Origin of the sequence: Aeribacillus sp. FSL K6-3256 (genome assembly GCF_037965805.1) — a bacterium.
In the GTDB taxonomy this organism is placed as follows: Bacteria; Bacillota; Bacilli; order Bacillales; family Aeribacillaceae; genus Aeribacillus; species Aeribacillus composti.
This window is the reverse complement of the sequence record NZ_CP150188.1, coordinates 618598-641183: the sequence shown is the minus strand read 5'-3', so window position 1 is coordinate 641183 and position 22586 is coordinate 618598. Positions and strand designations below refer to the sequence as shown.

Annotated in this window: 19 protein-coding genes; 4 read left to right on the top strand and 15 right to left on the bottom strand. The window is 39.6% G+C overall.

Annotated elements, in window-relative coordinates; translation table 11 throughout:
* Positions 1–115: 115 nt before the first annotated feature.
* The 5 genes from NSQ84_RS03125 to NSQ84_RS03105 form a co-directional block, all read right to left on the bottom strand.
* A complete protein-coding gene (locus NSQ84_RS03125; RefSeq protein WP_066246818.1) occupies positions 116–2053 on the bottom strand; it encodes a beta-glucoside-specific PTS transporter subunit IIABC in 1938 nt (645 codons plus the stop codon).
* Positions 2054–2228: 175 nt separating this feature from the next.
* Positions 2229–3641: a glycoside hydrolase family 1 protein gene (locus NSQ84_RS03120; protein ID WP_066246819.1), complete on the bottom strand. Its 1413-nt coding sequence runs from the start codon at positions 3639–3641 to the stop codon at positions 2229–2231.
* Between the two features lie 56 nt (positions 3642–3697).
* Complete coding sequence (gene ascB, locus NSQ84_RS03115) at positions 3698–5161, bottom strand: 6-phospho-beta-glucosidase (protein ID WP_066246821.1); 1464 nt, start codon at positions 5159–5161, stop codon at positions 3698–3700.
* 255 nt (positions 5162–5416) lie between these two features.
* Positions 5417–6247: a PRD domain-containing protein gene (locus NSQ84_RS03110; protein ID WP_063389270.1), complete on the bottom strand. Its 831-nt coding sequence runs from the start codon at positions 6245–6247 to the stop codon at positions 5417–5419.
* 298 nt (positions 6248–6545) lie between these two features.
* The gene (locus NSQ84_RS03105; RefSeq protein WP_066246823.1) at positions 6546–7538 is read right to left on the bottom strand and encodes a Gfo/Idh/MocA family oxidoreductase; all 993 of its coding nucleotides are present in this window, start codon (positions 7536–7538) and stop codon (positions 6546–6548) included.
* Between the two features lie 603 nt (positions 7539–8141).
* Between NSQ84_RS03105 and NSQ84_RS03100 the strand changes: the two genes are divergently transcribed.
* Complete coding sequence (locus NSQ84_RS03100; protein WP_261308702.1) at positions 8142–9320, top strand: MFS transporter; 1179 nt, start codon at positions 8142–8144, stop codon at positions 9318–9320.
* A 349-nt stretch (positions 9321–9669) separates the two neighbouring features.
* A complete protein-coding gene (locus NSQ84_RS03095; protein ID WP_261308703.1) occupies positions 9670–9795 on the top strand; it encodes a hypothetical protein in 126 nt (41 codons plus the stop codon).
* Between the two features lie 243 nt (positions 9796–10038).
* Here NSQ84_RS03095 and NSQ84_RS03090 read toward each other — a convergent pair whose 3' ends face one another.
* The 4 genes from NSQ84_RS03090 to NSQ84_RS03075 all read right to left on the bottom strand — a co-directional run bounded on the left by NSQ84_RS03090 (position 10039) and on the right by NSQ84_RS03075 (position 15872).
* Positions 10039–11478: an NAD-dependent succinate-semialdehyde dehydrogenase gene (locus tag NSQ84_RS03090; RefSeq protein ID WP_066246827.1), complete on the bottom strand. Its 1440-nt coding sequence runs from the start codon at positions 11476–11478 to the stop codon at positions 10039–10041.
* Positions 11475–12875, bottom strand: coding sequence for a hypothetical protein (locus NSQ84_RS03085; RefSeq protein WP_063389297.1), 1401 nt, complete (start codon positions 12873–12875; stop codon positions 11475–11477). The genes NSQ84_RS03090 and NSQ84_RS03085 overlap by 4 nt, the downstream gene beginning before the upstream one ends.
* A gap of 20 nt (positions 12876–12895) precedes the next feature.
* Entirely contained in the window at positions 12896–14041 is a 1146-nt protein-coding gene (locus NSQ84_RS03080) for an iron-containing alcohol dehydrogenase (RefSeq protein ID WP_066246829.1), read from the bottom strand.
* A 238-nt stretch (positions 14042–14279) separates the two neighbouring features.
* A complete protein-coding gene (locus tag NSQ84_RS03075) occupies positions 14280–15872 on the bottom strand; it encodes a sigma 54-interacting transcriptional regulator (protein ID WP_066246830.1) in 1593 nt (530 codons plus the stop codon).
* A gap of 680 nt (positions 15873–16552) precedes the next feature.
* On the opposite strand from NSQ84_RS03075, the gene NSQ84_RS03070 reads away from it, so the two are divergent.
* Together NSQ84_RS03070 and NSQ84_RS03065 are read left to right on the top strand one after the other, a co-directional pair.
* Positions 16553–17191: a Bax inhibitor-1/YccA family protein gene (locus tag NSQ84_RS03070; protein ID WP_066246832.1), complete on the top strand. Its 639-nt coding sequence runs from the start codon at positions 16553–16555 to the stop codon at positions 17189–17191.
* Between the two features lie 418 nt (positions 17192–17609).
* Positions 17610–17957 carry a hypothetical protein gene (locus tag NSQ84_RS03065; protein WP_063389277.1) on the top strand — a complete coding sequence of 116 codons (348 nt, stop codon included), beginning with the start codon at positions 17610–17612 and terminating at the stop codon, positions 17955–17957.
* A gap of 150 nt (positions 17958–18107) precedes the next feature.
* On the opposite strand, the gene NSQ84_RS03060 is transcribed toward NSQ84_RS03065, so the two are convergent.
* The 6 genes from NSQ84_RS03060 to NSQ84_RS03035 all read right to left on the bottom strand — a co-directional run bounded on the left by NSQ84_RS03060 (position 18108) and on the right by NSQ84_RS03035 (position 22469).
* Positions 18108–18989: a LysM peptidoglycan-binding domain-containing protein gene (locus NSQ84_RS03060; protein ID WP_066246834.1), complete on the bottom strand. Its 882-nt coding sequence runs from the start codon at positions 18987–18989 to the stop codon at positions 18108–18110.
* Positions 18990–19615: 626 nt separating this feature from the next.
* Positions 19616–20326 (bottom strand): hypothetical protein, encoded by a 711-nt coding sequence (locus NSQ84_RS03055; protein WP_066246837.1) that lies wholly within the window; start codon positions 20324–20326, stop codon positions 19616–19618.
* Positions 20327–20339: 13 nt separating this feature from the next.
* On the bottom strand, positions 20340–21017 hold the full coding sequence (locus NSQ84_RS03050; RefSeq protein ID WP_066246838.1) for a hypothetical protein: 678 nt from the start codon (positions 21015–21017) through the stop codon (positions 20340–20342).
* Positions 21014–21262, bottom strand: coding sequence for a hypothetical protein (locus NSQ84_RS03045; protein ID WP_314736870.1), 249 nt, complete (start codon positions 21260–21262; stop codon positions 21014–21016). Before NSQ84_RS03045 ends, NSQ84_RS03050 begins: the two co-directional genes overlap by 4 nt.
* Positions 21238–21867, bottom strand: coding sequence for an ABC transporter ATP-binding protein (locus NSQ84_RS03040; RefSeq protein WP_314736871.1), 630 nt, complete (start codon positions 21865–21867; stop codon positions 21238–21240). Before NSQ84_RS03040 ends, NSQ84_RS03045 begins: the two co-directional genes overlap by 25 nt.
* Entirely contained in the window at positions 21864–22469 is a 606-nt protein-coding gene (locus NSQ84_RS03035; protein ID WP_082829347.1) for a TetR family transcriptional regulator, read from the bottom strand. Before NSQ84_RS03035 ends, NSQ84_RS03040 begins: the two co-directional genes overlap by 4 nt.
* Positions 22470–22586: the final 117 nt, after the last annotated feature.

Genomic DNA, 22586 nt, shown 5'->3' with positions numbered 1-22586 from the left:
ACATAAAAGAATTATATTTTTTCAAAAAAACAGCATGAAAAGCTGCAAAACGTTCAAAATCTTCTTAAAAAAAGCATCTGCCCTTAATCAGCAGATGCTTTTTTCTTGTGCAAAATCATTCCGAGTCATTTATAAGCGTCAATAAAGGTTCGCCAATTTTGATTTGTTTTTCTTTCGTTTCATTTATTTCTTTGTAGTGACTAGTGTTGGTTATAACAACCGGTGTCGCCAAATCAAAGCCCGCCGACTGAATTCCATTTATGTCAAATTCAATGAGCAGCTGTCCTTTCTCTACACGGGCGCCTTGAGTTGTATGAGCAGTGAAAAATTTCCCTTCCAATTGAACGGTATTCATGCCAATATGAATCAAAATTTCCGCACCTTGATCAGATGTTATTCCAATTGCATGTTTCGTAGGAAAAAGAGTCGTTACTGTGCCGGATACAGGCGCTACTAATTTTCCTTCCGAAGGCTCAATGGCTACGCCCGCGCCGAGGGCCCCGGATGAAAATGCTGCATCCTTGATGTCTGATAACGGCTTTACTTCGCCGTTAAACGGGCTGAAAATAATTTCTTTTTTACCTAATAATTCTTCTTCCGCGTCAGCCTCAGCTGTTGCTTGTTGGGATTGCCGATCTGCTTCTGCTGCCGATTTTTGACTGAATCCAAAAAGGAAAGTGAGGATAAAACCAAGGATAAAGGCAACGGTAATGGCAATTAAAGTGCCCCATAAACCAAACGTAATGCCTTCAGTCGGACTGATAAAGGATGGAATACCAAAAATTCCGAGACCTCCCAGCATATACATTTTTGAATCAAATACTCCTATGAGTCCTCCGCCAATTGCCGCAGCAATACAGCTGATAATAAACGGTTTTTTGAGTGGAAGCGTAACACCATAAATCGCCGGTTCTGTAACCCCGAAAACTCCGGAAATAAATGCAGGAACACTAAGCGTTCTCAATTTTTGCTGTTTCGTTTTCACCATTACGGCAAGTACAGCACCAATTTGTGCAAAAGAAGGAGCAAATGCCATCGCTAGAACAGGATCTGCACCAAGTGTGCTTATATTGTTGATACCAATCGGAACAAGCCCCCAATGAAGACCGAAAATCACAAATACTTGCCAGAACCCGCCAATAAATAATCCTGCAATGATTGGCGATAAATCATAGATGGCAACTGTTAGTTGACCTAGAAGCTTTCCTGCCCAAGTTGCAATTGGCCCAATCAATAAAAATGTTAAAGGAACTATGATAATCAGTGTAAAAAAAGGAACTAAAAATGTTTTCACGACATCAGGAATAACTTTCTTAAACCAATTTTCCACCTTTGCACTAAAATAAGCAGCCAAAATAATCGGAATAACGGAAGATGAATACGTCATTAAAATGACCGGAATGCCAAGAAATGTAATATAAATAGGCGACTCAAACATCGTGCCTGAAAACAAAGTGTAAAGCGCTTTTCCGCTAGTAAGATTAGATAGTGCCGGATAAACCAATGACGCCCCGATCGCCATACCGATGAATGTGTTGCCGCCGAATTTTTTGCTGGCCGTATAACCAAGAAAGATCGGGAAGAAGTAAAATAACGAATCGCCAATTGCATATAAAATTTGATAAGTTCCTGATTTATCTGTTATCCAGCCTAGTGATGCGAAAAGAGCGGCAAAACCTTTAATCATTCCTGTTGCAGCTAGAACGCCGAGAGTTGGTGCAAAAATTCCCGAAATAACGTCAATAAAGCGGTTGAATAAATTTTTATCCTTTTTTCCCGCTTCCGTATCGACAGGCTTTGCAGCTTCAAACCCGCCAATAGCAACGACCGCCTTATACACATCAGGCACATGATTGCCGATGACAACTTGATATTGTCCGCCGCTTTTCATAACGGTGACGACTCCGTCCATGTTTTTTAACACTTCTGTGTTCGCTTTCCCTTCGTCCTTTAATTGAAAGCGCAATCTTGTAATACAGTGAACAACACTGATAACGTTTTCTTTACCGCCGACATTTTCGATAATGTCTTTAGCCAATTGCTCATATTTCATGATTGACCCTCCCAAAAATATATTTGATATATAAAAAACCTGAACCAATTTGAACGCGCACGAATAAACGCACTGTGTTGTTCAAATCAGTTCAGGTTATGCCCGGATGGTAACATTCCTTCCTGATTTTTGACAGCTTCCCGAAAAAATTATGCAATTGTCGAATTTACTCTTTCTAATCTAAATTGGCTCCATTCGATGAGATGACTTGCTTATACCAATAAAAGCTTTGTTTTCGAATTCGGCGCAAATCTTTTAAATCAAATTCATCACGGTTAACGTAAATAAAACCGTAGCGTTTGCTTATACCTTGATGCGTGCTGACGAGATCAATAGCTGACCAAGGACAAAAACCGAACACTTCAACACCGTCACTAATCGCTAATTGCATTTGTTCGATATGGTTTCTTAAAAATTCAATTCGGTATGTGTCGTTTATAACATCGCCTTCTTCCAATTGATCGATGGCGCCTAATCCATTTTCAGTGACAATCAATGGCAAATGATAGCGGTCATATATTTCTCTTAATGTTGTCCGAAACCCGACTGGATCAATTTCCCAGCCAAATTCATTTTTCTTTAAATGCGGATTGGAGGCTCCTTTATAAACTCCCGGTTCCCCAACCGTAATATGCTGATCTCCTGTTTGGTTCACATCTTCTTCATTTCCTTCGCTTGCTGCTACTGTTTGCGAAGTATAATAGTTAAAAGCAATAAAATCCGGCTTGGCATTTTGTAAAATTTCCATATCGCCTTCAAGAATTGTTGGAGTATATCCCTTTTCCTCCAAGTAAGCCCAGGCAATATTGTTATAGCGCCCATATACAGCCATATCCAAATACAGCCAATTGCGGATGGCTGCGTAATTATTGGCAGCTAAAACATCTTCAGGTTTTGAGCTTGCCGGATAAATCGTCACAATATTCGGCGCCGGTCCGATTTTTGCATCAGGCAGCATTTGATGGCATAACGCCATTGCCTTCGCCTGAGCGACAAACATATGATGATTTTGTTGATACAATTCTTTTTTTGGATTTTTTAAGTTCGGATCAACGGTCCCGATCGCTTCGCCATGAAGGATCATCATATTTTGTTCATTAATCGTCAGCCAATATTTTACCCGATCGCCAAAATGCTCGAATAATGTTTTGCAATAATTTGCATATGCATCAATCGTTGCACGATTGGACCAGCCGCCTTTTTCCTGTAATGCATAAGGCAAATCAAAATGATAAATCGTCACAATCGGTTCAATTCCATGCTTTCTGATTTCATTGATAAGTTGATCGTAGAACTCTATCCCTTTTCGATTTACCTCTCCGTCGCCATTAGGATAAATGCGTGTCCAGGCAATGGAAAAACGATATGCTTTAAAGCCCATTTCAGCAAACAGAGCAATATCTTCTTTGTAACGGTGGTAATGATCGCTGGCTACTTTAAAATCAGTTGTGCCTTCGGGGTATTTGGCCATATCGATAACGGAAGGTCCCTTTCCGTCTTCATTCCATGCGCCTTCCACTTGATAGGCTGATGTGGAACCTCCCCACAAAAAATCGTTTGGAAAAGGCTTGCGCCGCTCGTGTTTCATGCTTACTACCTCCCATTTCATTTTCAAACAGAGTGATTTCGAAATCGCAATCGTTTTTACAATTCTTCTCCATTTGTTTCGATTACTTTTTTATACCAATAGAAGCTGTCCTTCCGGAGGCGTTTCAATGTTCCGTTGCCGAAATCATCTTGATCGACATAAATAAAACCATACCGTTTGCTCATTTCTGAGGTAGATGCGCTTACTAAGTCAATAGGCCCCCAAGTTGTATACCCCATTAATTCAACACCGTCGCCAATCGCTTCTTTCATTTGCTCAATATGTTTGCGCAAATAGTCGATTCGGTAATCGTCATGGATGCTGCCGTCTTCCTCAACCTTGTCGTAGGCCCCTAATCCGTTTTCCACTATAAATAAAGGAACTTGATAGCGGTCATACAATTTATTTAACGTAATCCGTAAGCCGACCGGATCAATTTGCCAACCCCAATCAGATGATTCAAGATAAGGGTTTTTCACACCGCCGATTAAATTGCCTGAAACTTCTTCAGCATCATCCTTCGTGCTGGCTACAAGTGTCATATAGTAGCTGAACGAAAGGAAATCCACTGTATATTGTTTTAAAATGGCATCATCGCCTGGAAGTTTTTCAATGTGAATATTATTTTCTGCAAAATAGCGTTTCATATAACTTGGGTATGCGCCGCGAACTTGAACATCTGTGAAAAATAAGTTCAGCTGATCTTCTTTTAATGCTTTAAGTACATCGTCCGGGTTGCATGTTTCCGGATATACTTCCAATCTAGCCAGCATACAGCCGATTTTTGCATCCGGAATGATTTCGTGGCATGCTTTAACAGCTAGTGCACTTGCTACAAATTGGTGGTGTACCCCTTGGAAGGCAGCTTGTTTTACATTTTCAACCCGATCGGTTAAAATGCCGCCGCCGGTGTACGGACTGAAAGTAATCATATTGATTTCATTAAATGTCAGCCAATATTTCACCTTGTTTTTATACCGTTTAAATACGGTTTCAGCGTAGTGAACAAAGAAATCTATCACCTTGCGATTCGTCCAGCCGCCGTACTTTTGCACAAGTCCGAGCGGCATTTCGTAGTGGGAAAGTGTAACAAGCGGCTCAATATTATATTTCTCCAGTTCGTCAAACACTTTGTCATAAAAGGCTAATCCTGCTTCATTTGGTTCGGTCTCATCCCCATTCGGGAAGATACGCGGCCAAGAAATGGATAAACGGAATACTTTAAACCCCATTTCTGCAAATAAGGCGATGTCTTCCTTATAGCGATGATAAAAATCGATTCCGAAACGTTTCGGGAAAATTTTATCTGATGCTGCTCCGCTTAAGATTTCCTCGATTTCTGCACTTGTCACATCTAATGAATGTCCGTTTTTACCACGTTTTTCTTTTGGTACATAAGCCACCATATCGGCAGTAGAAAGACCTTTTCCATCTGCATCAAAAGCACCTTCTAATTGGTTGGCAGCAGTTGCGCCGCCCCAGAGAAAGTTTTCCGGGAATTTCGCTTCGAAATGGCCCATTGTTCATTCACCCTCTCGTTATTATTAAAAAATTTCCAACTTTATCCTGTCGCAAAGCGCTTATACGATCAAGAAAATAAAAAAACCTAAATTGCCCGCCATAAAAATGACGAAACAATTTAGGTTTTGCCTGCATGACCAGTAACAATCCTAAATGAAATTGTTTCTATTCGATTGTTATTTACAAATTAGCATACGCTTTCATTTCCTGTCAACAGTTCATTTAAAAATTTTTACGAGAAGCTGAGATTTTGTTTAATTACGATTCACGACTCGATCAATATGAATTGTCAAATATAGTTTTTCTTCCGAAGTTATTTCATGGCCATGCACCTTTTGAATATAATCTTTTATTTTTTTCGTGCAGGCATAAGCTTCCGGATGCTTATTTTTTACGATTTCATACAATTCATCATCGTCGCTCTTCAGCAGCATGTTGTTTATGAGCCGTTGCGCGAAAAATTTCAAGTGGGTAAGGAAACGGAAATAATTTAATGAATCCTCGTCAAGCTCAATTTTAAAATGGTATTTTACAATATTCAGTATATCTTGAATAATCTTTGTCATATTGGCGACATCCGTCATTTCTTCATTCAGCTCAGCATTGACGAAATGCATCGCAATGAAACCGGCTTCATCTTCAGGCAGTTCAATCGCCAATTTGTCTTTAATCATTTTCAGTGCTTCCAAAGCGATTTGAAATTCATCTTTATATATCCGCTTGATTTCCCAAAGTAATGGATTCACAATCTTTATCCCTTGTTTTTGCCGTTCTATGGCGAAATTAATATGGTCTGTCAGCGATATATAAATAATATCATTCAGTTTTTTGCCAAGTTTATTTTTCGCGTATTGTATCATTTCCTCCGTTACTTTTACATATTCCATCGGAACCTCGTACAATAGCGATTTAAATTTACTGGCCATATCCTGATTTTCCAATTTAAAAATCTTTTCAATTCTGTCTTCATCAACCTCATCGCCAGGTCTTTTCTTAAAGGCAATCCCTCGTCCCATGATGACCAGCTCTTGATCATCTTGTATAACGCTGATCACGTTATTATTAATCACTTTTGCGATTTTCACGCGTACCCCCTGCCTTTAGTTTGATGCTATTATACCTATATATTGCAAAATGCACTCGATATTATTTATGAAAGAAGTCCTTAATTAAGAGAATTTACGATTTATTAGGATTTGTCAATACAAAAATTCGATTGCTAAAGCAGATTTTCGTTTTTTTTTCATAGTAAGAGTCCGCCATCATGCGTTGGGTACAGCCCGACGATAAGGGGAGGTGAATTCACTTCTGTCCAGTACGCTTTCTATTGGTCAAAATGATAAAAAATAACGGCGAGAACACATGCCCCGCCGTTTTGTCATTTTATTTGAGCGAAATCTTTTTTCCCTGTTTGATCGATTCATAGCAAGCTTCGATTACAGTCATATTTTGGATCATATTTTCGTTTGTGTAGGAAGGATTTTTTCCATGCAGCACCGCATCTGAAAAATGCTCAACTTGAAGAGCGTATTGATCCGCTACAATGCTTTCGATTCTCTGCTCATTTTCTTTTTCAACAATGATTAAGCCTTCTCCTCCTTGGCGGTCAGGTCGATAGGCTCTTGGAACGCGAATAGAACCTTTCGTTCCGACCACTTCATAAACATTTGAAAAACTCGCGTTAAAACTGCAGTCAAAAACGGCTTTGACTCCATTGTCAAGCTCCATATATCCGACAGCCGTCGTATCAACGCGATGAACAGGATCTATTTCAGCATCTACTCTCACTTCAGTCGGTTCGGATTGAATAATATTTCGAATCGAATGAATACAATAGCAGCCAATATCATAAATACTGCCGCCGCCCATATCAGAATTTAAACGAATATTTTGCGAGGCAGGATCCAAATAAAACGAAAAGTTGGCTCTCATTAATTTCACATCGCCAATTTCACCTGATGCGATGATGTCTCGAACTCTTTGATGCTGTGGGTGAAATTGGTACATAAATGCTTCCATAAACTTCACATTGTTTTTTTCACAAACGGCTGCCGCTTCTTTCGCTTCCTCAGCTGTCAGCGTTGCCGGCTTTTCACATAATACATGTTTTCCTGCTTCAGCTGCCTTCACAATCCATTCTTTGTGCAAATGGTTAGGCAGCGGTATGTATACAACATCGATATCTGGATCCTTTAGCAAGTCTTCATAACTTTTATAGGCTTTCGGAATATTTAATTCATCAGCCACCCCGATCACTTTATCGGATCGGCTTGCTATCGCCGCCACAACAGCATTTTTAGATCTTTGAATCGCAGGAATCAACTGCTTTTTAGCGATTTGTGCTGTGCTTATTATTCCCCAACGAGTTTTCTTCAATTTCTAAATCCCCTCCAGATCAATTTTGAAAAAACATAATCTTGTCAATTATTTTTGAAATTCTTTTGATTTTACATTAATATTTTTTGATTTTGAAAACGCTTTTTTATATTTTACCACATTTTCACACATCGTCCATACAACTTTTCAGCAGATTCCTCCACAAGAATTCAAACCGCTGCTGCCACTGTCACGGAACATTGTCCGCCTGCTAACTTTTTATGTTTGAAGTTGTTTGTTTGTACTTTCTATATTTTTGCCAACGACCAATTGGAACAATCGCATAAATTGTTTTCCCTTGGTTGTGTGAACACATAAGGGAATCGGTGCTCAAATTCCTTCAGCAGCAAATACGGCAAATCACTCGGTTGCCAAGGGAATGTAGGCTTTGACATTTGCAAGTTTTGAAAGAGGAATGTTGCTAGATTTAAATTTTTGTTTATGATTGAATTTTTGTGTTTTTTTCGACTAGTCGGCCCTTAAAAGTGATTTCGTACAGATTATCGTTCATTGTCATTCGCCTCTACTACATTCGTTGCATTAGACAGTTTAGCTTATTAGATGTATAGTATATTTGGAAATAATGGAAAGAGGCGAGTCCAATTGGTATACATAAAAATGAACAGTCCAGAATATGTAAAGGCCAGCATAGCTCTTTTTTTCGGCGGGTTTGTCACCTTTTCCATTTTGTATACAACACAGCCTTTACTGCCTGTTTTCTCAAAAGAATTTCATATCTCTGCCGCATCAGCCAGTTTAACCGTATCGGCTTCAACCGGAACACTTGCTTTTATGATGCTGGTAGCTGCTAGTTTGTCAGATGTTCTTGGAAAAAAGAAAATCATGATCATCTCGATGCTGCTTACTTCCATGCTCTCTATGTTTATTGCTATGAGCCCAAATTTTCCTTTGCTTGTTGTATTCCGAACACTGCTTGGAATTTCTTCAGCAGGCATCCCCTCTCTCGCTATGGCGTATGTAGCAGAAGAGTTTCATCCAACTGCAATTGGAAAAGTGATGGGATTGTATATAAGCGGAACAAGCATCGGCGGAATGGCCGGCCGAATAATCACTGGCTTGTTGACAGATTTTTTTTCATGGAGGACCGCTTTATTTTCCATCGGAGCGCTAGCTCTTATTTTAAGCATCGTCTTTGCTTTTATTCTACCGACACCAAAGAATAGCGAAAAAAAGCCGTTTAATATAGAAGCTGTTATAAAGGCATATACTGTACACTTAAAAAATAAGCCGCTTTTATCTCTCATTTTTTTGGGCTTTTTATTTATGGGAAGCTTTGTGACATTATACAATTATATTGGCTATTTACTGAGCGAGCCTCCTTATTCATTCAGCCAATCATTGCTTGGCTTCCTTTTCATCGTCTACATTTTCGGAAGCTTCAGCTCTGTATTTTTAGGCAAAAAAGCTGATGAACACGGCCATTCAGCCACGCTAATTTTTGCCGTCGCTTTGACTATTTCCGGAGCCATATTGACTCTTTTTCCGCCAGTATTGGTGAAAATTATCGGCATTTCACTATTTACATATGGTTTTTTCGGCTGTCATTCCATTGCCAGCGCTTGGATTGGAGAACGGGCGGATAAGAATAAAGCTCAAGCATCTTCTTTATATCTTTTATTCTATTATTTGGGATCAAGCTTAGTTGGTACATTTGGGGGCTATTTTTGGATTCATTTCCATTGGGCGGGAGTCATCTTGTTTATCACAGCTTTATTGCTATCAAGCTTACCTTTTATTCGGTATGCTGAGAAACGTCTTTAACCGTCAGAAAGTATAATAGATTAGTGCAGAAAAAAACGCTTAGCCTGTCGGAAGAGCTGAGCGTTTTTTTAAGAAAAAATTTATGGTGTTCGGATTATCGTGCAAATTCCCATAAAAATTAGAGATGGATCAGCATGTCATAAGCAGAAAATTGCATGGAATTCCTGTAAACTGTCTACTGTTTTACACAGCCCATTTCACGTAAAATCCCTCAAAAAATGCCACTTTTCAAAATAAAAATATGGCAACCTTCATCTTTAAAAAGTTCCAGAAAATAACATCTTTTTCTATTGACTTTTACGTTGCGTAACACCTTATAGTTGCTAACGCAGAGATGTAATAGGTGACAATGAAGGTAAAAGAAGCAGGGGCTTTTCAAATAATCAAAATTTGCAAGGTGGAAGCAATGAAAATAGTCATCGAAATTACAATCGAACAAGATGAAATTGTTCGATTTCTTTCAAATCTTGCTTGATATATAAAACTTGTAGCAATTGATATGTGGAACTCTTATAAACTGTCAATTGTGATAGCTAAAATTCATATTGTTAAGTCAGCAAACAAAACCTGATAGAAAATTCGGAAGGCTGTCAGTTAAAATGGATTAGTCAATGAATGAGTTTATGAAAAAGTGTTAGATTACGATTTTTCTATTGTAGCTAAAAGCATGGAAGAGGGTGTTTTTACCCTCTTTCCACACTTTTTTGGATATCCAAAATTATATTAATTGAAGAGAAACGAACTTAATTTCTAGGAATTCGTCCAGCCCGTAGTGGCTTCCTTCTCTTCCAAGGCCGCTCTCTTTCATTCCGCCAAAAGGTGCTTGGGCGACAGACGGAAGGCCGTCATTGATTCCGACAATGCCGTATTCTAGATTTTCAGAAAACCAAACAGCCTTTTTGAGAGATTGGGTGTAAACATACGCAGCCAAACCAAATGGTGTACCATTTGCACGTTGGATAACTTCTTCATCATCTGAATATGTGCTGACCGGTGCCAATGGACCAAATGTTTCTTCCTGCATGCACAACATATCATCTGTTACATCAGAGATTACAACCGGCTTCATAAAATATCCTTTGTCCATATTCACGGAAGGTCCTTCATGGAGTTTCGCGCCTTTTTCGACTGCATCTTCTAATTGATGTTGAACTTTTTTGACTGCATTTTCGTCAATAAGCGGTCCAATGTCTACCTTCTCGTCAAGACCATTCCCTACTTGCAGCGTTAAAACAGCTTCATGAAATGCTTTTAAAAACGGCTCCTTAATTGACTCATGGACATAAATCCGGTTGGCGCATACGCACGTTTGACCGGCATTTCTGAATTTTGATTGCACAACGCCCTTTACAGCTTCTTGAATATTTGCATCTTCTGTTATGATAAAAGGTGCCAAGCCTCCAAGTTCAAGCGATACTTTTTTTACGGTATCCGCTGCTTTTCTCATTAACAGCTTTCCAACTGGAGTAGACCCTGTAAAAGTAACCTTCTTAACGCGTGAATCTTCCATCCAAACATCAACGACTTCAGCTGGTTTTTCAGTCGTTATAACATTGATGACACCTGCTGGAAAACCTGCTTCATGAGCACATTCTGCTAATAAAAGTGCTGTAAGCGGTGTTTGTTCAGCCGGTTTTATGACAACTGTGCATCCAGCTGCAAGGGCAGGGGCGACTTTCCGTGTGATCATCGCCGCCGGAAAGTTCCAAGGAGTTATGGCAGCAACGACTCCAACAGGTTGTTTTTGAACGATAATTCTCTTCGAATGAACAGATGCCGGAATCGTTTCGCCATAAATCCGTTTCGCTTCTTCTGCAAACCATTTCACAAAGCTGTTTGCATATTGTATTTCGCCTTTCGCCTCGGCGAGCGGTTTTCCCTGCTCGATTGTCATCGTGGATGCCAACACTTCCAGCCGATCATTTATGAGCTTATACCATTTTTCCAGCAATTCTGCTCGTTCATAGGCTGTCGTTTTTGACCAAGTTTTAAAAGCTTCGTGAGCTGCATCGACAGCCAGCTTTGCTTCCTTGGCGGTTCCGTTCGGCACATAACCAACTGTTTCAAAAGTGGCAGGGTTTTGAACGGCAAAATTGTCATCCAACTGAACAAATTCTCCGTTAAGATACAGCCCTTTTGTCAATGGTTGTTCTTTCATACTGCTTGAATCTCCTCTCTTTCTTTTTCTTCATTCGAGTGGTGCGTAAATATGCGGTCGTTTTCTCCGCGCAGAAAATCTTTTCCATACAGCAGGATGCATAAAAGGATGCCGGCAGCAAAAGCCATTGTTGCTCCTTTTATGACGAGGATTGCACCAACAATCCCCGCAATTCCAAGATCACGCTGGCTGCGGGACTGCATGACACCGATACGAACGCTTACATAACCTTGCACCAACAATGTCAATGCTAAAGCTACCCCAAGTATCGGTTGTACTAAACTTACTATAGGCAGCAAAAATAATCCAGTATTTGTACCCCAACGGAACGATCCTGCTCCGCCGAAAAACGAATGCATCGCTTCTTTACCTTTTTTAAACCGCTCAATCACGACCACTTGCATAGCAGCCCACATCGGACCGCACATCGTAATATCAGGGCCGATCATGCTCATCAGAATGTTTCGGCCACCAAATATTAAGTGGGCGCGGTTCGGATTGTAATCAACTTTTTCATCCGTACGTATGACATCAGATTCAGAAAGGAGAGCTTTCGTTTTCAGCACATCTCCAAACACAACTAAATACGTTGCAAAAACAGCAGGGACTGCCTTCACGAAAAACGATAACGCAGGGAAGCCCAGGCCAAACACCGTATATTCCGCCCAAAGTGTGGCGAAGTCTGGTTTACTGAAACCCCATTGAATGTCCGGCCATTTCGCTTCTCCAACAAGAGGCGCTACAAAAACAGCTAGCAAAATAGCAGGTAAAATCCCTAAATTCCCCAACAAAGCCCAGCCTTTGTTTTTTTGCTTTAATTTTTCGAAATGTTTAGAGAATATTAGATAAAACGCAAAGCCAATGCAAATTGTGATCGTAATCGGGAATAATTCAAACTTTCCTCCGGCTTCAAAAATCGATACGACAGCTCCAATTCCGGCACCCAGTATAATACCTGATTTAATGGCGTCAGGCACTAAACGCACCACTTTGCTGGCAAGTCCCGTTACTCCTAAAATGATGGATAAAATTCCAAGAGTCAACTGAAATGCAATGAGTGCATATATTCGGTCCTCACCTTCTGGAAATTGTTTAACAAACAAAACAATCAATGGAATCGCGGGAGTGACCCAACCTGGAATGACCGGGTCACCAAGCAGATGATGCAGTAAATATAAAAGTCCATTCAATACAACAACAGCGAGAGCCACTTCAAACGGCATCCCTAAATGATCCGCTAAAAGAGTAATAGCCCCAAGGTCTACCGCACACATGAGCAAACCCTGCACATAATCGGGCCATTCAAACCGATAATGAATAAACGGCAGCCGTATTTTAAAGGGACCTGCAGGGATATATGGCGTTTCAGCGCCGTGCGGACGATTTTTCCATTTCATGATCATGATTTTCCCTCCTATCAATAGGCAGCACGGTATATTTGTTCAATATCTTTTTTGCTTAATTTTCGAGGGTTATTGCGCAGAAGCCGCGTTTGCTTTAAAGCTTCCTCAGCCATTTCAGAAATCGCGGATTCCGGAATATTAAATTCACGCAAAGATTGTGGAATTTCCACATAGCGGCATATCCGGATCATCGCTTCAATCGCTGCATCAGCCGCTTGATCATCGTTTAGATGATCTACTTTTTCACCTAACGCTTCTGCGATATCACGGAATCTTTCTAAACAAGCTATTTTGTTCCATTTCATGACGTATGGAAGCAGCAAGGAGTTGCTTACACCGTGTGCTATATGAAAACGTCCTCCAAGAGGATAAGCGAGAGCGTGCACTGCTCCAACGCCTGCATTACCAAAAGCCAATCCCGCCATGAGACTCGCTGTAATCATCGCCTCACGTGATTCGATGTTTTCCGGGTTTGAATACGCTTTCGGTAAATGGGTGGAAATAAGTTTCATAGCACCAATTGCCAGTGCATCCGTAATCGGAGAAGCAAACTTCGAAATATATGCTTCCACAGCATGAACCAATGCATCCACTCCGCTTGCTGCTGTCACGCTAGGAGGGCACGTAATGGTCATGATCGGCGAAACAATTGCGACATCAGGTAATAAGTACGGACTGACAATCCCTTTTTTCACCTGCTCTTTCGTATCCGACAAGATTGAAATATTCGTTACTTCGGAACCTGTTCCGGCAGTTGTCGGAATGGCTATTAAAGGCAGCCCTGGTGATTCCACTAAATTAATTCCAAAGTATTCTTCAATTTTCCCCTTATTCGTCGCCATGACAGAAGCCGCTTTGGCAATATCGATAGCGCTTCCACCGCCGACAGCGATCACCCCGTCATGATTTCCTACTTTTATCGCTTGAAGACATTGTTCGACAATTTCAATTTCCGGTTCCGGATTTACATCCGAGAATACTCCCGGCTCCATCGGCAATAAATTTTGAACCTGTTTTACTACTCCCGCTTGGATAAGTATCTTATCTGTCACGATAAGTGGATTTTTTATCCCAAGCCGCTTCACTTCTTCAGGGAGTTGATTGAGAGAATCAGTTCCTGTAATTAATTTGTTCGCCATTGAAAATGTAGATATATTCATTTTTTCCTTCCTCTCCTTTCAAACTAGCGAGAAATGAATTGATTTTCCTGGTGTCACTCAAATATCTATGCAATTTTCGTGCCAACTCGAAAATGATTTGTGTATTTTTTATAAATTTTTTAATATCCGTGAATATTTGTAACAAAATCTTCAATGTTTTTTAGATCGTTTGTTATTCATTTGCTGATGTAAATCAGGAAAGATTGATTATAAAACGAATCATACCTAGGTTTTTTGATTAGTTTTCTAATCGTATGTGAAATTTTTTCATTTTTTGTACAACGGCACTTTGGCTAATTCCTAAAAATTTCGCTGCGGCTCTAGTCGTACCATGCTTTTTAAGTGCATCGATAATGAGGGAGCGTTCAAGCTCCGCCACAGCTTCCTTTAAAGTTTTAGGCTTTGAAGCCGGGAAAATCTGTTGTATGAAAGGAGGAAGGTCGCCTACATCAATTGTGTCGTGAAAGGTAGTCACAACCAGTCTCTCAACTAAATTCGCAAGCTCCCTTATGTTCCCAGGCCATGAATAGTTTGTCAGCCACTCAATGCATTCCGGGGTCATTTTTTTATTTTCATTATATTTTTTATTAAATTCCTTCAAATACATTTCTAATAAAGGAACAATCTCTTCCTTCCGCTCCCGTAAAGGCGGGACATCAAAGGTGACAATATTCAGTCGATAATATAAATCCTCACGGAACGCCCCTTCCCTTACTAGAGATGCAAGATCTCTATGAGTTGCTGTTATGAGTCGTACATCGACTTCTCTCATTTCAGTAGATCCTACTCTCATAAACCGGTTTTCTTCTACAACCTTTAGCAGCTTAACTTGTAATTCTAACGGCAAGTCTCCAATTTCATCTAAAAATAACGTCCCGCCGTTAGCCTTTTCAAAAATGCCTATTTTCCCTTCTCTCAAGGCCCCTGTGAAAGAACCGGGTTCATAGCCAAAAAGTTCAGCTTCTACTAAATGTTCAGGAATGGCGCCGCAGTTTAATTCCATAAAAATTTTATTGCTTCGGGAGCTTCTCGAATGAATATATTTCGCAATTAAGCTTTTTCCTACGCCGGTTTCTCCCTGCAGCAAAATTTTTGCGTCAGTTTTGGCGACTTTGTTCGCAAGCTGGAAAATTGGAAAAGTAGAAGGACCGATAACAAGATTTTGAAAACCCGTTTGTTCAGGAAAAAGCGAGTTTTGCGAAATTTTTTGATACGAAAGCTTTTGACTGTCCAATTCATGCTTCAAACGAATCAGTTCTGTTATATCTCTTACACTGTTGACGACATACATCACTTCATTGGAAGAAGAAAAAACAGGTGTTGCAGATACAATAATTTTCCTCTCATTGCGAATGGTCTGTATAAGAGTGACCGGCTTTTTCGTTCGAATCGTTTCTAAAGATGCAGATTTGGAAATAATCCCTTGTTCAACCAAATGGCTCATATGCTTCCCTTTCACTTCTTCTTCTTTGATCCCGGTAATCCGTTCATAAGCTTTATTGATAAACAGCGTAATCCCTGAACCGTCTGTTATATAGACACCGTCATATAATGAGTTAAGAACGATCCGGCACAATTTGCTCTGAAAAAAAGATTGGAATTGAGAGTAAGAGATCGAATGCTGCTCAAGACTTTGTACAGGAGCATTCGTTAAAATAAAATGACGAATCGGTTTTGTTAATTCTCCTTGCTGAACGGCTCCAAATAGCGACTCAAGTGTTAAATAGCCTGCAAATTCACCGGATTCGTTAAATACTTCCACTTCATTAACGCCAATAGGAAAAATTGAAATCGCTTCCTCAACCGACATATCGGGACGAAAGCTAGTCATAAAATTCCCTCCTAATGCCACTTTGCAACTGTTTACATTGATTAGTTTTAGTATAAACGATTAGAAAAATGATTGGTTGTTTTCTGACTTAGCAAAAAGCGCAAGCACCTTCCAACTTTTAGCATAAAGGCGTTTTTTGCCGCTGCGGCAACGGTTTGGTTTCGAGGCTAATCGCTGGGGCCAGCGTTTCGAAAAAGTTTCCGCAGCTTAAGTTTCTAGATAAAAATTAAAAAACGTGCAGGTTTAATTGGTGCACGCTTTTATGCAATTCAACAGATCATGACAGGAAGGCTGAACAAAAGGCAAAAGCAGAAATCAGCCTTTTGTGCAATTACACAGATCAAAACAGTTTCTTAAAATATTAGAACCTTTCCTTGATTCGAAAAGCATCAGCAGAAACTTGCCACTAAATCGTGTGAATGGCTCGATTCCATTTTCCAATATTGACATTTGCAAGCTCACAATGCTTTTCTTCGAGAAAGGTCGAGTCCAGTAGAATAGTTGATTTCTAACTTCCCGCTTCTAAAGGATGCAAAAAAAATGAACATTGTTTAAACAAAATCGAATTTGCAAAGACTTGAATTAAAAAAAATGAATCCTTGCATAAAGTTAATCGTAAATTATATCAAAAGCATAAAACATTAACCGTCATATCGAAGATCAAATTTGCGGGGGAAACTATGTATACACACGCTATGAATAGAAGTCAAATGCCCAGTGTTTTAAAGGCGTTTGCCGTTTCTTTGGCTATCGCCATGCTAGGAATGGCAGCGGGAATATATGTGCCGCCATCACTGTTTTTGCCTCTTGCCATAATTGAACTTGGCATGATTATTTTTGCATTCTTTTTGCGCAGAAAAAAAGCTATTTCTTATACATTTCTATATAGTTTTACGTTTATTTCAGGGATTACAGCCTATCCAATGATCTCGCATTATGTTTCAACAATCGGCGCGCACGCGGTCATTATGGCACTAGCCGCCACAACCGCTGTTTTTACTGGATTAGCTGTATATGCAACTGCAACAAAACGAGATTTCTCATTTCTTGGCGGAATGTTATTTTCTGCCCTGCTCGCTTTTCTGATCATTTATGTTCTTAATCTTTTTTGGCCGTTGAACTCAGGCGGCATGCTCGCATTTTCCTTCATAGGAGTATTAATTTTCAGCGGCTACGTATTATATGACTTTAATCGAATGAAGCATTACGGTGTTCATCCAGAAGAAGTGCCGTTAATAGCCCTAAATCTATATTTAGACTTCATCAACCTGTTCATTCAAATTTTACGAATCTTTGGCATTCTTTCTTCAAAAGATTGAAGGAGAGCTAAAAAAAGAAAGCTGCTTGCAAAAATTTCGGGTATTTAAAAATTTGTAGAACCGGCGCAATTTTTATTTCAGAATCATCTAGTGCCGGTTCTTCTTTTCACTCGTTAGGAAAGCTTTTGCGGTTCCTTTTTTTTTCATTTTACTTTTGCTTGCTGCTCTCCTTTTTTGTCCTTGCAACAAGCCTAATATTTCAGCATGTTTGTTCTTTTTGCCCGGCGTTTCACTGCAATCTTCAAACGCGTTTGCCCTGTACGGCTGACGGTTACGTGCAGCTGAATTTTGCTGTAATCAACTCTTTTTGACAAATACCCGATTTGAGTATTTTCCAGAATTATTCCAACTTACATTTTTACCTATAATCTTTTATAATAAAAAATATAGTTAAAAGAAAGGAGGCAGCCCTTTTAATATGGAAGACGTTGCATTAAAAACAATTTTACAGGCGCTGAAAGAGCATTCTGAGCACATTGACTCAAGATTTGATCATCTTGAAAAAAGAATGGATGGCTTAGAGGCAAGAATGGACAAACTGGAATCTAGAATGGATAAGCTGGAATCTAGAATGGACAAGCTGGAATCAAGAATGGATAAACTGGAAAACGATTTGCAATCTTTTAGAAAAAACGTGGATGAACGCTTTACACGCTTAGAGAAAAAATTGGAAGGGATTCGCGCCGAATTAACAGACGCACAAGAAACCCTCGACTTCGTGTCCAGCAAAACATTGAAGCATGAAAAAAAGCTTAGACAATTATAGCTTAAGTTCTCATCTTCCAAAAATCGCTGCAATATTTTTTCCTTTCCTATTCACCTTCAGTTTCTGCATCTTTAGCCTTTTTGACAAAACGTAATAATCAAAAAATAAAAAGGGCGCCAAAAAGAAGCTTTCGGCACCCGTATTATCTAGTTATTTAATTGTTACTTTTACTTGTTTACGTCCGAATTGGATCGCATCTTGTTCAGTAGGCATATGGATATCAATTTTTTTGCCGCGGATTGCACTGCCCGTATCAGCAGCAGTATATGTCCCGTATCCTTCTATATATACTTTGCTTCCTAACGGTATAACACTTGGATCTACAGATACAACTTTTGAGTCTTTTGTTAATACAGTTCCATTTGCTGTTTTATTTCCTACTAAAGAATATGCGGTGGCTTCCATTGTAATCGTTTCGCCAGCATCTTTCGCTCCGTTATCTTCTTGAGCTTTCGTTGCAGTTTCTCTCGCTTGAACTTCTTGCTTGCTGACAGTTTGATTAGAGCTGTTTTCCTCTTTAGGTGAAGAAGACGTTGCTTCTTCTTTTTTTAAACTCTTTTCATTCGCAGCATATGTACTGGTTTTATTTGCAGATGCTGTGTTTTTATCATTCGTCGTTGTTTCTTGCTGTACGACTGGTTTGTTCACTTTCTTTTCTACTGTACGTTCCTCTTTCGCTGCTTGATCAATTATTAAAACATCACCAGCAAAAATTAAATCGGATGTTAAGTTATTCGCAGATTTTAGTGACGAAACGGTCACACCGAATTGATCGGCAATACTGCTTAACGTATCTCCAGATTTGATTGTATATTTTATTTTTTCACTTACGACTAATTCTTGATTTGGATAAATCGTTTCAGTCGTTAAGCCGTTCCATTCTTTTATATCTGCCACTGATACATTATATTCTTTAGAGATTTCCCAAAGAGAATCACCTTGTTTTACCTTATATGTTTCAGCAGAAGCTTGACCTACAAATGGAAGCGAAGTCGCTACTGCAGCTGTAAAAGCAATGATTGTTTTTTTCATGATGAAAAATCCCTCCTTTACCCTACAACGACATCATAGCAATTTTATGTAACAATAGCTTTGCAAAAAGATATTAAATAGATAACAGTTGCTTTTCAAAGAAGAAAAAAATGTAAAATTTCATACTAATATTTAGGCATTTTTCACTTCAGTTACTGTTACACCAGTGCATAATTCCTTCTCTTCTGATTGCTCAGGCAAAATATAATCCTTGCCATATTTTCGCTTAAACCTCACTTCACTGCTATTTCATCCAGTCCTCAAATAAATTTGTCGTGTTATATATGGAGGGATTTTCAGACATGAATTGATAGCTTATCATTCTTGATCTACATTGATTGGACAGTCGATCTTTATCCAAACCGATCTATATGTCATAAAATCTCGAAAACCAATCGTTATACACCATTCTAGAAAAACAAGGAGACGGTGCTCAGACCAACCGACTCAGTGCCATCATCATGGATATCTCTGGTAAAATAACGAAAGACATGAACCTCCATTTTTGCTAGGAGATTCATGTCTATTTCAAAAGGCCACTTTACTCTTCAGTTTAACTATATTTAACACAATATGCCGCCTGTCCTTTAAAAATTTAGTAAGTCCACCTGAACACCTATGCTTTTTTAATGAAACAATCTGTTAAATCTTGAGAAAAGTAACCATATTAAAAGAATATGATAAGCTGTACCACCTAACCAAAAGCCCCAAAACTTGACAACACTGTCTGCTGACAAAGCTAAAATCCCTTCGGAAACCCAGTAAGTTGGCACGATGAGACCAAATATGCGCCATTTGTCTGCCAAAAAATACAAGATTATTGGCGGTAGTAATATGAAATTCAGCATTTTTGCCACCGCTAAGCCTTCTAATCGATTCGCGGCAAAGGCAAGAATCGCAAGCGCCATCAGCGGTGTTTCTAAAGAGCTTGTGATAAGGAGCAAAAAAACTTCCCACCGCATTAATGCTGCATCATGAAATACGATCACAAGCACAATAGACAAAACAAAATTTATCAATAATGGAATGCCTATACGAAATGCTACATATCGACCTTTCCCAAGCGGTGTTATCGCAAAATACGTAACAAGTGACTCATCGCGCTCCTCTAACATCATTAAACCAACCATCATACCAACCGTAATCGGTGTTAATAATAGAAAAATGCTTAGCAAATACGGAATGTGCGGTGTGATAGAAAATGGTGCTACTGATTCAAACCAAGGCAAGCCTTTTGCGATAAATAACATAAGCAATAAAGGCAAGAGAATTGCCATAAAAAATATCGGGTCGCGAAGCAGCTGCTTCCGATCAAGTGAAAGCCAAGCTTGCCACATCATTTCTCCTCCCCTACTTGTATCCAGTATGTTCATATGCCTTGTACGCTAATTGAAATGCAATCACTAACCATAGACACAGGTTTGCTGCAGCCAAAATTTCTTCAAACAGCGAAAATGGTGCCGAACTGCTCGATAGCAAACGCAGCGCAGCGGCTGTCGGTAAAACGGAAAATATCGAATGGGAAACTAAATGAAAATAAGATAACAACGGCAGCAGCAGCACAATCATAGCGAGCGATGCTTTCATTAAAAATATATTGACTGTTTTCGCTCGTACAGCTAGCGCTAAGCCGAACAACGACATAATGACAGAAATCGCATACAATCCTATGCTTCCTAACCAATTCAACCTCCCAAGGGATCCAATCAACACCACCTCACCCGATACAAATCCTAGGATGGCAAGTGTTATCGCTTTTGACCAAATATAATCTTGCAGACGAATCGGGGTGACAAATATCGGGTTCAGTACGCCCTGACTCCGTTCCAGCAACACTCCAGCACCAACAATAAAAAATCCAACAGCTGCAGGATCCATGAGAACAATAACTGGGGCCACATCATCTCGAATATCAACCGGCATCCAATGAAGGATGATGATATAAAATAGGCTGACAAATGCGTAAACGATGTAAAAACCGTGCCGGGCTTGAAAACGGAAGTCTTGCTTCATGAGCTGCCAGATCATGCGATTTCTCTCCCTGTCACTCGAACGAAAATGTCTTCTAGCGTTGCTTCTTTTGTATGCATCGTCACAATTTCTTTTTCCTGAAGCAAGCGTAGAAATGCTTTATTTTTTCCTAATCCCTCTTGAACAAACTCTGTTGTTTTCATTTCGCCATTGTCCGAATATGTTACTTGCAGAACCGGCTCGCCCATTTTCACCTTCAACGCTTGCGGTGAATCAATCAGTTGAATATCGCCGTCCACCATAAATGCAACACGATCACAAAGATTTTCTGCAAAAGCCATATCATGCGTCGTAATAATAATTGTTTTTCCCTGTTCCTTTTGTTCCCGCAAAAAGGTTTTATTTTCGTGACGTTGACTGGATCAAGACCGGATGTTGGTTCGTCTAAAAAAACAATGAACGGGCGATGTAAAAAAGCTCGGCAAAAATTTAAACGCATTTTCATTCCCTTAGAAAAATCACCGACCCTTTGGTGCATCGCCTCTTTCAATCCCACCCGTTCCAGCAATTTTTCAATATCTTCTCCTTCTGAACGATAAAGTGAACGGAAAAACGTTAAATTTTCATAAGCCGTCATTTTTATATAAAAATTAGGCATTTCAAACGCAACACCAATCATCTCTGCATATTCACGCCCATATGACGCCAATTCTTTTCCATTCACTTTTACACTGCCTCTATATCCTTTTAAAAGTCCGATAAGAATTTTTTGCGTCGTGCTTTTCCCCGCACCTGACGGCCCAAGCAGCCCGAAAATTTCCCCTTCCTTGACTTCAAAGTTAAATCCCTTTAATGCCGTTTTCGCTTGTTTTGGGTATGTGTAGGTTAATTGTTTGATCTCAATCATTCCTCCACCAATCCTTTCGCCAGCCATTTCGCTTGAAGCACTAACGCTTCGGCAAACTTCTCCCCTATCTCATCACGGTACAAAAGCTGCAAAAAGAAGCTGCGTATGACCGCGACGATTGTACGTGGGTTTTCTTTTACCATAACTCCTTCGTCTTGCCATTTTTCAATAAGAGGCACAAGTGCATCTTCATCCTCTGTCGTATGATGGTCAGCATATTCCGGCGGTAACTTCCGCATTAAAAGTTCATATTCTTTTCGATCAATCATCAAGCGCAAAATCGGTTCTTGTTCGATCAACTTTACAGCTTGTACTAACAAATCTGCCAATCGTTCTTGCGTTAATGGCTTCTCTGTCCACTCAACTAGAAGCATTTCTCTTAATTTTCGTTCCTCCATTTGAAACACTTCATAAAACAACGCTTCTTTGGAGGGGAAAAATAAATAAAACGCTCCTTGTGAAATGCCAGCAGCTTCAGTCAAAGCCGCAACAGTTGTTTTTTGTATCCCGTATTGACGAAACATTGCTTTGGCTGCTTCTAATAATGTTTGACGTATCGTTTCCTTTTCTTCCTCACGAAATTTACGTGGGCATCGAATCACCTTCTTTATGTTTATATGAATATTTTTATTTTATATTCACAGAAAGTGTGAAAAAAATCAAGAAAAATATTTCTTCAAGAATGGGGCTGTCTAATAAGTCGTTTTTTCGGCTTATTG

Excerpts from the sequence above, each read along its gene's own strand:
- NSQ84_RS03125 (WP_066246818.1), bottom strand. The coding sequence starts at position 2,053 with ATGAAATATGAGCAATTGGCTAAAGACATTATCGAAAATGTCGGCGGT.
- NSQ84_RS03120 (WP_066246819.1), bottom strand. The coding sequence starts at position 3,641 with ATGAAACACGAGCGGCGCAAGCCTTTTCCAAACGATTTTTTGTGGGGA.
- ascB (WP_066246821.1), bottom strand. The coding sequence starts at position 5,161 with ATGGGCCATTTCGAAGCGAAATTCCCGGAAAACTTTCTCTGGGGCGGC.
- NSQ84_RS03095 (WP_261308703.1), top strand. The coding sequence starts at position 9,670 with ATGAAGGTAAAAGAAGCAGGGGCTTTTCAAATAATCAAAATTTGCAAG.
- NSQ84_RS03090 (WP_066246827.1), bottom strand. The coding sequence starts at position 11,478 with ATGAAAGAACAACCATTGACAAAAGGGCTGTATCTTAACGGAGAATTT.
- NSQ84_RS03085 (WP_063389297.1), bottom strand. The coding sequence starts at position 12,875 with ATGAAATGGAAAAATCGTCCGCACGGCGCTGAAACGCCATATATCCCT.
- NSQ84_RS03080 (WP_066246829.1), bottom strand. The coding sequence starts at position 14,041 with ATGAATATATCTACATTTTCAATGGCGAACAAATTAATTACAGGAACT.
- NSQ84_RS03075 (WP_066246830.1), bottom strand. The coding sequence starts at position 15,872 with ATGACTAGCTTTCGTCCCGATATGTCGGTTGAGGAAGCGATTTCAATT.
- NSQ84_RS03070 (WP_066246832.1), top strand. The coding sequence starts at position 16,553 with ATGTATACACACGCTATGAATAGAAGTCAAATGCCCAGTGTTTTAAAG.
- NSQ84_RS03065 (WP_063389277.1), top strand. The coding sequence starts at position 17,610 with ATGGAAGACGTTGCATTAAAAACAATTTTACAGGCGCTGAAAGAGCAT.
- NSQ84_RS03060 (WP_066246834.1), bottom strand. The coding sequence starts at position 18,989 with ATGAAAAAAACAATCATTGCTTTTACAGCTGCAGTAGCGACTTCGCTT.
- NSQ84_RS03055 (WP_066246837.1), bottom strand. The coding sequence starts at position 20,326 with ATGTGGCAAGCTTGGCTTTCACTTGATCGGAAGCAGCTGCTTCGCGAC.
- NSQ84_RS03050 (WP_066246838.1), bottom strand. The coding sequence starts at position 21,017 with ATGATCTGGCAGCTCATGAAGCAAGACTTCCGTTTTCAAGCCCGGCAC.
- NSQ84_RS03045 (WP_314736870.1), bottom strand. The coding sequence starts at position 21,262 with ATGGTGGACGGCGATATTCAACTGATTGATTCACCGCAAGCGTTGAAG.
- NSQ84_RS03040 (WP_314736871.1), bottom strand. The coding sequence starts at position 21,867 with ATGATTGAGATCAAACAATTAACCTACACATACCCAAAACAAGCGAAA.